This is a genomic window from Mesorhizobium sp. M7A.F.Ca.CA.003.01.2.1 (assembly GCF_003998945.1).
GTDB classification, from domain to species: Bacteria; Pseudomonadota; Alphaproteobacteria; order Rhizobiales; family Rhizobiaceae; genus Mesorhizobium; species Mesorhizobium ciceri.
The window spans coordinates 1-1,582 of sequence record NZ_RZRA01001125.1; the positions used below are offsets into that span (position 1 = coordinate 1).

General features: G+C 62.5%; 1 protein-coding gene. It reads left to right on the forward strand.

Annotation, left to right across the window (positions count from 1 at the left end; genetic code table 11):
* The first annotated feature begins 26 nt into the window (after positions 1 to 26).
* Complete coding sequence (locus EN969_RS30410) at positions 27 to 1,313, forward strand: FAD-binding oxidoreductase (RefSeq protein ID WP_063170069.1); 1,287 nt, start codon at positions 27 to 29, stop codon at positions 1,311 to 1,313.
* The last annotated feature ends 269 nt before the right edge of the window (positions 1,314 to 1,582 follow it).

Below are 1,582 nucleotides of genomic sequence, written 5' to 3' on the forward strand. Positions count from 1 at the left end.
GACAGCCCCTACTCCCTGCGAGCATCATGCCCTACCAATCCCCGATCTCCCCCGGCCGTTCCTGGTATGAGGACACGGCCGGTCCGCGGCCTGAATACCCGGCGCTGGATGGCGACCGGACATGCGACGTCGTTGTCATCGGCGGCGGCTTTACCGGCCTGTCGGCGGCAGCGCATCTGGCCAAGGCGGGCGCCAATGTCGTTTTGATCGAGGCGTATCGCTTCGGTGATGGCGCCTCCGGGCGCAATGGTGGCCAACTTGGCACCGGCCAGCGCGCCTGGGCCGAAGACCTGGAGGCCGAGTACGGCTTGTTCCGCGCCAAGGCTCTGTTTGATCTTGCCGAAGAGGCGAAGGCGCATCTCCTCGAATTCACTGCCGCCAACCAGATCGATATCGACTATATGCCGGGCCAGCTCTCGGTGGCGCACAAGCCGCGCTATGTCGATGACTACAAGGCGCATGCCGAGATCATGGCGAGCCGTTTTTCCTACCCGCATATCTCGTTCATGGATGCCAGGGAGACGGCGGAGCGGCTGGGCTCGACCGCCTATTTCGGCGGCACGCGCGACACCGGCACAGGGCACATCCATCCGATGAAGCTGGTGATCGGCACAGCGCGGGTGGCAGCGCTTGCAGGCGCGCAGCTGTTCGAGGGGACTCAATCAACCGGCATCATTTCCAGTGGCGGCAAGATCAAGGTTTCGACGTCGAGAGGCACGGTGACGGCGCAGAAATGCCTGATCGCGGTCAACGCCTATGGCGGCGCGCTCGAGCCGGTGAGTGCCGCGCACGTCATGCCGATCGGTTCCTTCATCGGCGCGACCGTGCCTCTGGGAGCCGACTCGAACGTTTTGCGGGGCGGCGAGGCGGTCGACGATTCCCGCTTCGTCGTGCGCTATTTCCGCAGATCGAAGGACGGGCGGCTGCTGTTTGGCGGACGCGAGGTCTATGGCGTCAACGATCCCCGGGATATCCACATCCACATCCGTCGCCAGATCGCGGAACTCTATCCGGCGCTCGGGGATGTCGAGATCACGCATGGCTGGGGCGGCTATGTCGGCATCACGGTGCCAAGAAAGCCGTTCGTGCGCGAAGTGATGCCCAATGTGATCTCGGCCGGCGGCTATTCCGGCCACGGCGTCATGCTGTCGAACTACTTCGGTAAACTCTATGCCGAAACCGTTGCCGGCAACCGCGACCGGCTGAAGCTGATCGAGGATCTGAAAATCCCGCCTTTCCCTGGCGGCCGGCGTTTCCGCACGCCGCTGCTGTTCCTGGCGCTCAACTGGTTTGCGCTGCGCGACAGGATCTAGCCGGCCGGCCTGATGTAATATTGTAATATTTGTTGTAACATTTGTTGCCCGTGCGACGCATTGCGCAATTTCCCGCAAAGGCGCAGAATCCTCTATGTTGGCGTACTGATGCCACAATCGCAGGCGAAAGCTGCCGGTTCTGGGCGATTGTTCGGGGATTGTTGCGGGCCTGCCCGCGTTGTTTTTGGGACCGATGCGGATCAGACGCCGGACTTCCGGCACCGATTGAAAGAACGTCGGCCCGCTTATGGAGGTGGCAAGAGTGAGAG

Bases quoted from the DNA above. Each gene is read 5' to 3' on its own strand.
- EN969_RS30410 (WP_063170069.1), top strand. From the start codon at position 27: ATGCCCTACCAATCCCCGATCTCCCCCGGCCGTTCCTGGTATGAGGAC.